This window comes from Clostridium sp. UBA1056 (assembly GCA_002316385.1).
Lineage (GTDB): Bacteria > Bacillota > Clostridia > Clostridiales > Clostridiaceae > Clostridium_J.
The window spans coordinates 108,599-116,027 of the sequence record DCDL01000054.1; the positions used below are offsets into that span (position 1 = coordinate 108,599).

A 7,429-nucleotide genomic window follows, 5' to 3' on the forward strand; every position below is an offset into this window, starting at 1 on the left:
ATTATATGCATATTACTATAAATTCAATAATAAATATAACTATATCGAGTACAGCAGATAAGTTTATTTATTAGGAGGAAGAAAAGTGAAGTACTATGGAAGGGTGAAATTTAATTTAAACTATGACAAGGTATTAATCATTGTTAAACCTATATTGACAATAGTTATATACTCATCATTGTTGTTAGGCTTTTTAATATTATCTTATAAATTAATATTAGGTGGAAATAGCCAGGTATCTCAAAAAGGAAATGATTCATTGGAAGCTGTAGAAACAATGAAATCTAATGAGGAGGCATCTGTGACATCAAATAATAGCGTTCCATTTAATATCGATGTAGATAGCATAAAGGTTTATTTGACAAAGGAGAATAGGACTATTGATGTACATTTAGAAGAATACATTAAAGGGGTAGTATGTAGCGAAATGCCATTAAACTTTAATAAAGAGGCTTTAAAGGCTCAATCCATAGCAGCAAGGACTTACACCTTAGCTCATACCAAAGCTGTATCTAGTGGATGTGCTAATGGCAAAGGAGCAGATTTATGTGATACGGTCCATTGTCAGGTATACACGCCAAAGGAAGAAAAAATAGCTCAATTGGGTGTAGATGGAGAAAATAAATGGAAGTTAGTTGAAGAAGTTGTAGATGAAACTAAAGGCATGGTATTAACATATAATAATGAATTAGTAACGGGAGCATATTATTTTTCTACAAGTAGTGGAAAAACTGAAAATGTTGAAGATGTATTTTCAACAGCGCTACCTTATCTTAGGAGTGTTGAAAGTTTAGGAGAAGACATTGCCCCAAGATATAAAAGTACGGAAACTATAGACGTAAATAGATTTGCACAAATAGTGAATAATGGTTATAGTGATGCAAAGTTGTCACCGGCTAACCTAGAGAATGAAATTAAAATAAATAACTATACAGATGGTGGCTCAGTAAAAGAAATAACCCTTGGGAATGTTACCATAACAGGAGTTAAGTTTAGACAGTTATTTGGATTAAATTCTGCTAACTTTTCTTTAGAGTTTTTGAATAATCAGATAGTAATAAATTGCAATGGTTTTGGACATGGAGTAGGCATGAGTCAGTGGGGTGCCAATGTAATGGCCAATGAAGGTAAAATGTGTGAAGAAATTCTAAAACACTATTATACAGGTATTGAAATAAAAAATATTAATGAAAAATAAATAAAAAATAGAGCTTTGGCTCTATTTTTTTTGTTTAAAAGTAAAAAAATAAGCAAAAAATAAAATATATAAGAAAAAATTTTTCTTATAGTGTATTAATTTCCCAATATACGTCCACAATACTGATGGAGGTGTTTTTATGAACAATAAACTTAATAAAGTGAAGCAGTTCTTAAAAAAAGAAGGCTTCTATGTAATTTTATTTGTTTGTCTATGTGCTGTTGCCACAGTTGCAGCTGTAACAGCTGGAAGAAATAACAGTAAAAGTTCTGAAGAAGATAACGTAGCATTAGAACAAACAGAAAAAGAAGTTGTAACTCAACCAGAAAAACCTGAAAACTCGTTACAAGTTCAAGAAAATCTTGAACCTGTACCTACAGTTCAGAATGATGATGATACTGCAGCAGTTTCATCTCAAACTGAAGTTAGTTTTAAAAATCCAGTAGAAGGTACTTTGGGTAGATCATATTCTGAAGATCCAGTATATTGGGCAACAACTAATAGTTATAAAAATCACTTAGCTATGGATGTTAAAGCTACAGAAGGAACAGCAGTTGTAGCAGTAAGTGCTGGTGTGGTTAAAAAAGTAGATGTAAGTACAGAGGGTACCTATGTAGAGATAGACCATCAAAATGGACTAACTACAGTATATGGAAACCTAAAAGAACAGGTCTCAGTTAAAGCTGGAGATAAGGTTACAGCTGGTCAAGAAATAGGCGCTGTAGGTAAGACTACAAACCTTGCATATGAGGAGTATGGAGATTATCTTCATTTCCAAGTATTACAAGATGGAAAAGAAGTAGACCCAGCTAAATATGTTAGTTATGAGAAATAACTAAAATAAAATTAACTTTCTTGCTGGCTTTTTAAACTTTAAGGTAAAAGGCTAGCAAGAATGTAATTTAAATAAGGAAGTTAGCATATTTATAATTATAGAAGGGTTAAGGAGGTAACACTTTGAAAGACTATATTGAAGATAGAGTACTAGAAGTAGCAAAATATATAATAGAGTCCGAGGCTACAATAAGAAAGACAGCATCGGTATTTGGCGTAAGTAAGAGTACAATTCATAAGGATATGACTGAAAGATTACCTAAAATAAATGCTCAAATAGCAGAAGAAGCGAAGAACATCTTAGATTTAAATAAAGCTGAAAGACACATTAGAGGTGGAAAAGCTACTAAAATGAAATATAAAACAATTGAAGGTTAGTTAGAATAGTAATATAATAGGTGTATATTATTTTAGTAAATATTGTATAGTATTTCAATATGATGAAAATACTAAAGAGCAGGAGTGAATTTTAAGATGTTTTTTAGAGTAGGAACAGATATGGGAATAGACCTGGGTACGGCTACGGTACTTGTTTACATGAATGGGAAGGGGATAATGCTAAAAGAACCTTCGGTTGTAGCGATAGATAAAAGTGCTAATAAGGTCTTAGCAGTAGGCGAAGAAGCTAGAAAAATGATAGGTAGGACGCCAGGCAATATTGTTGCAATTCGTCCACTTAGAGATGGTGTAATATCAGATTATGATGTTACAGAAAAGATGCTAGAGCATTTTATAAAAAAAGCTTGTGGTAAGAGAAAGATGTCAACTCCAAGAGTTGTAATGTGCGTACCTTGTGAGGCTACAGAAGTAGAAAGAAGAGCTGTTGAAGATGCTGCAAGGAATGCGGGAGCTAAAAAGGTTTTATTAATAGAGGAACCTTTAGCAGCGGCCATAGGAGCAGGATTAGATATAACTAAGGCTAGCGGTAATATGGTTATTGACATAGGTGGAGGTACCACAGACATAGCAGTGATTTCTCTAGGAGGAATGGTTGTAAGAGAATCTATTAAAGTTGCTGGAGACGATTTTGATGATGCTATAATTCGTTACATAAGGAAAAAGCATAAATTAATGATTGGAGAAAGAACAGCAGAGGAACTGAAAATAAATATTGGATGCGCGTATCCTAAAGAAGAGGAAATAAAAACAGAGATAAGGGGAAGGGATCTTATAACTGGACTACCTAAAAATATTACAGTTTGTTCTAGTGAAATGAAAGAAGCTTTAAAAGAAGCGGTTACTTCTATAGCTGAATGTGCACATTCTGTACTAGAAAAAACACCACCGGAACTCGCTGCTGACATAGCTGACAAAGGCATAATAATGACTGGTGGAGGTGCTTTATTAGATGGTTTAGATAAACTTATTGAAGAAGTTACCCATGTGCCAGTATATGTAGCTGAGGATTCCGTGTCTTGTGTAGCTATTGGAACAGGAAAGATGTTAGATTATGTAGATAAACTAGATGATTCTTTTACAGGATATAATGTTTCAATAAATGGTTAAGATGTACAAGTTAGAATATTAAACCTATATTTTAAATTGTTTAAATAAGTTTATACTTCATCAGTAATGATATGTTAGTTTATGTATAACAATAGAAGTTAAAAATAAAGGTTATATAAATATAGATTTAAAAAGTCATTAGATATACCTAGTATACGGATAATATTTGTATACTAGGTATATTTTATTTTATAGTTATTTAATATTAAAAATAACTATAAGTGTATTTTAGGTAAGGAGTTTTTAATTTATTCTGATTGTAAATATAAAATAAGTATAGAGTTTATTTTATAAATTTATATAACGTTAAGAATAAAAAATCCTAACTAGGAATCACATAAAGAATTAAGATAATACCCATGAATAAGCCCTTGAGCTATAACTTTAGATATTTCTAAAATTAGATTTAATCTTATGTTTCTACTAGTGAATGGTTCATCAATATCGCTAGAATCAACAATGCCTATTATAGATATGTCACCTACAGGGGAAAGGCATTTACCAACACCTTTGCCAGGATTAATGGGGTAATTTCGAACTTGTATCTCACCAACTTTACTAGGAGGACCAAGACAAGCATCTATACCAATAATTTTAGAATTTGGGTGTTTTAATTTTATATCAGACAGTTTTCTATCTAAATTTAATGCATGTATAGGATTAGATACAGTACCATAAATAGGCAAAGGGAAAAATTTTTCTTCTAACATACTACCGATAAGAGGACCTAAGCAGTCTCCAATACATCTATCAGTTCCGATACAGACAATTATTGTATCTGCATTTAATTCATCTTTTAAAAAATTGGATAAGGAATAATAACCTAATGGATCTTTGTAATGAATCTTAACTTTGCTCACAGAAACACCTCCATAAGAATTTATATGAAGCGACTTTGGTATAAATTCTAAAAAACATGGAATAATTTAAATAGTTTTTATTTAATGGAGGATATGTTATGAATAAAAAGGTATATTCTGTGGTAGTAATCTTATATACAATAATAAATATAACAGCTTTAGTAAGCTTTAATATAAATAATGATAATTTAAAGTATAAAGATGTTAATAATGCTATATCTAAAAATAATGAAGAAAATGAGGTTTATAATAATAAAGATAGTTCTTTGAATACAGAAGAAAAGTATAAAGAGACTAATAGTTCTGAGGAGTCAAGTAGAAAGGATAAAATTGAAGATGAATGTGTGACAACTAAAGATTTAGATAAAAAAAGAACAGAGGTAAATAGAAAAAGGCAGAACCAATCAAATGAAATTTATGAGACTGATATAGGGATAGTTAATGTAGATGAAATAGATTTCAATAAATACAATAAGGAAATTAGAGAAAAAAATAAAGTAATGAAGGTGCCAGCAGAAGAGATAATTAATAAGCTAACAATATCAGAAAAAGCAAAAATAATGAGTATATGCAAAAGATTAGATGCTAATGATTATTCAGAAATAAATGAATTTCTCACCTATAAAAACGAGAGATTAGCGGTGCTAAGAACTCTTAATGTAGTAGAAAGTAAGGTAGATGAAGCTGGAGTTGAGGAATTAAAGGGAATATTTTCCAAATATATAGATATGAATAAGGTTGAAGGAAACTAAATATATGACTATTTAAAGAAGCATAATAAGTTAAATTTAATTAATAGGATACTTAAAATTAAGAGTTTAAGGTTAAACAGAAGAAAAACAATAAAATTTTAAAAAAATATTGAAAAAGGGGTTGAAAAATAATCAATATAATTGTATACTAAGTCTTGTCAGTTTAGTGACATTTTTATTTGTGTAAAAGATTAGAGATTAGCTAAGGTCAAGCTAATGTGAACTTCTGATTTTATTACAATTATGGAGGAGTTCCCGAGTGGCCAAAGGGGGCAGACTGTAAATCTGTTACGTTTCGTTTCGATGGTTCGAATCCGTCCTCCTCCACCATAGGGTCGCATAGCTCAGCTGGGAGAGCACCTGCCTTACAAGCAGGGGGTCACAGGTTCGATCCCTGTTGCGACCACCATTTTAATTCAAATGGATTTTAAGAAATACATTAAAAATTAACTAAACTATAATATGCTGGCATGGCTCAACGGTAGAGCAGCTGATTTGTAATCAGCAGGTTGTAGGTTCGATTCCTATTGCCAGCTCCATAAAGTGGAGGAGTTCCCGAGTGGCCAAAGGGGGCAGACTGTAAATCTGTTACGTTTCGTTTCGATGGTTCGAATCCGTCCTCCTCCACCATATAAGATACTAAATTAATTTAGTATCTTATTTTTTTCTAATAGAATATTAAGAAAATTGTTAAATAACTAATATTTTTTATTAATTCTTAGATGTGTTGACAGTTATATTCTCCTATGCTATCATCTAGGTATAAATTAATGATATAACTCTTATCAAGAGTGGTGGAGGGAGAAAGGCCCAATGAAACCCAGCAACCGGCTATTAAAAGCAATGGTGCCAATTCCTGCAATATTTTTGCAAGATAAGAAAGCTTAGTTTGAAATATACTAACCTCTTCTTGTCAGACAAGAAGAGGTTTTAATTTTAAGTGCCGGTAATATTAGAATATTTAAGGAGGAAATTATAATGAAAAGATTATTTACGTCAGAATCAGTAACTGAAGGACATCCAGATAAAATGTGTGACCAGATATCGGATTCAATACTAGATGCTATATTAGAAAAAGACCCAAATGCTAGAGTAGCTTGTGAAACAGCAACTACTACAGGTATGGTTATTGTGATGGGAGAGATAAGTACAAACTGTTATGTAGACTTCCAAAAGGTTGTTAGAAATGCAGTTAAAGAAATTGGATACACTAGAGCAAAATATGGATTTGATTACAATACATGTTCAGTATTAACATGTATTGATGAGCAATCAGGTGATATTGCTATGGGTGTTGATGAAGCATTAGAAAGTAAAGCTGGTCAAATGAATAATGATGAGGCTATAGGTGCTGGAGACCAAGGTATGATGTTTGGATTTGCTACAAATGAAACAGAAGAGTATATGCCACTTCCAATTGCTATGGCTCACAAATTATCAAGAAGATTAACAGAAGTAAGAAAAAATGAAACTTTATCTTACTTAAGACCAGATGGAAAAACTCAAGTAACTGTAGAATACGAAGACAATAAGCCGGTTAGAATAGATACTATAGTAATTTCAACTCAACATTGTCCAGATGTTACAAGAGAACAAATTGAAAAAGATCTAAAAGAAAATGTTATAGCTGCTGTAGTACCTTCTGATTTATTAGATGAAAGCACAAAATACTATATAAATCCTACAGGTAGATTTGTTATTGGAGGACCTCAAGGAGATTCAGGCCTTACAGGTAGAAAAATAATAGTAGACACTTACGGAGGATATGGTAGACATGGTGGTGGAGCCTTTTCAGGAAAAGATCCAACAAAAGTAGATAGATCTGCCGCTTATGCATCAAGATGGGTAGCTAAAAACTTAGTAGCTGCTGGTGTTGCTGATAAATTAGAAATACAACTTGCATATGCTATAGGCGTTGCTAGACCAGTATCTATAGGGATCGATACTTTTGGAACTGGAAAGCTTTCAGAAGATAAGATAGTTGATATAGTTAATAAAGTCTTTGATTTAAGACCATCAGCTATTATAAGAGAGCTAGACTTGAGAAGACCTATATACAAACAAACTGCTGCTTATGGACACTTTGGAAGAAATGACTTAAATTTACCATGGGAGCAATTAAATAAAGTTGAAGAAATAAAAAAATATATATAAATAATCTAGAGTAGGTATATTTATAAATAAGAGGGGCTTTCGCAAAAAAGCTAATCTAAATAAATATTGAATAAGCACTTATATTATTAACGCTCAGCCGTTTTGGAATATTGATTTACTAAAGC

At 31.8% G+C, this 7,429-nt stretch carries 7 protein-coding genes, 4 tRNA genes and 1 riboswitch; of the genes, 10 read left to right on the top strand and 1 reads right to left on the bottom strand.

The genetic code is table 11. The features are described 5' to 3' along the window. Positions 1-85: 85 nt before the first annotated feature. The 4 genes from spoIID to B3W71_RS13695 all read left to right on the top strand — a co-directional run bounded on the left by spoIID (position 86) and on the right by B3W71_RS13695 (position 3,538). On the top strand, positions 86-1,198 hold the full coding sequence (gene spoIID / locus B3W71_RS13680) for a stage II sporulation protein D (RefSeq protein WP_346889490.1): 1,113 nt from the start codon (positions 86-88) through the stop codon (positions 1,196-1,198). A gap of 139 nt (positions 1,199-1,337) precedes the next feature. Further along, positions 1,338-2,033 (top strand): M23 family metallopeptidase, encoded by a 696-nt coding sequence (locus tag B3W71_RS13685; protein WP_346889491.1) that lies wholly within the window; start codon positions 1,338-1,340, stop codon positions 2,031-2,033. A 122-nt stretch (positions 2,034-2,155) separates the two neighbouring features. Beyond that, positions 2,156-2,410: a sporulation transcriptional regulator SpoIIID gene (spoIIID, locus tag B3W71_RS13690; protein ID WP_035135408.1), complete on the top strand. Its 255-nt coding sequence runs from the start codon at positions 2,156-2,158 to the stop codon at positions 2,408-2,410. Positions 2,411-2,506: 96 nt separating this feature from the next. Then, positions 2,507-3,538 (top strand): rod shape-determining protein, encoded by a 1,032-nt coding sequence (locus B3W71_RS13695; RefSeq protein ID WP_346889492.1) that lies wholly within the window; start codon positions 2,507-2,509, stop codon positions 3,536-3,538. Positions 3,539-3,864: 326 nt separating this feature from the next. Here B3W71_RS13695 and yyaC read toward each other — a convergent pair whose 3' ends face one another. Then, on the bottom strand, positions 3,865-4,398 hold the full coding sequence (yyaC, locus tag B3W71_RS13700) for a spore protease YyaC (protein ID WP_346889493.1): 534 nt from the start codon (positions 4,396-4,398) through the stop codon (positions 3,865-3,867). Positions 4,399-4,496: 98 nt separating this feature from the next. Between yyaC and B3W71_RS13705 the strand changes: the two genes are divergently transcribed. From B3W71_RS13705 to metK, 6 genes are all read left to right on the top strand, one after another. Further along, a complete protein-coding gene (locus tag B3W71_RS13705; protein WP_346889494.1) occupies positions 4,497-5,150 on the top strand; it encodes a hypothetical protein in 654 nt (217 codons plus the stop codon). 245 nt (positions 5,151-5,395) lie between these two features. Next, a tRNA-Tyr gene (locus B3W71_RS13710) sits at positions 5,396-5,480 on the top strand. 3 nt (positions 5,481-5,483) lie between these two features. Further along, a tRNA-Val gene (locus tag B3W71_RS13715) sits at positions 5,484-5,559 on the top strand. Positions 5,560-5,614: 55 nt separating this feature from the next. Further along, positions 5,615-5,689, top strand: a tRNA-Thr gene (locus B3W71_RS13720). A gap of 6 nt (positions 5,690-5,695) precedes the next feature. After that, a tRNA-Tyr gene (locus B3W71_RS13725) sits at positions 5,696-5,780 on the top strand. A 149-nt stretch (positions 5,781-5,929) separates the two neighbouring features. Continuing rightward, positions 5,930-6,031: riboswitch (SAM riboswitch) on the top strand. A 97-nt stretch (positions 6,032-6,128) separates the two neighbouring features. Continuing rightward, positions 6,129-7,304, top strand: a complete 1,176-nt coding sequence (gene metK, locus B3W71_RS13730; protein WP_346889495.1) for a methionine adenosyltransferase — start codon at positions 6,129-6,131, stop codon at positions 7,302-7,304. The last annotated feature ends 125 nt before the right edge of the window (positions 7,305-7,429 follow it).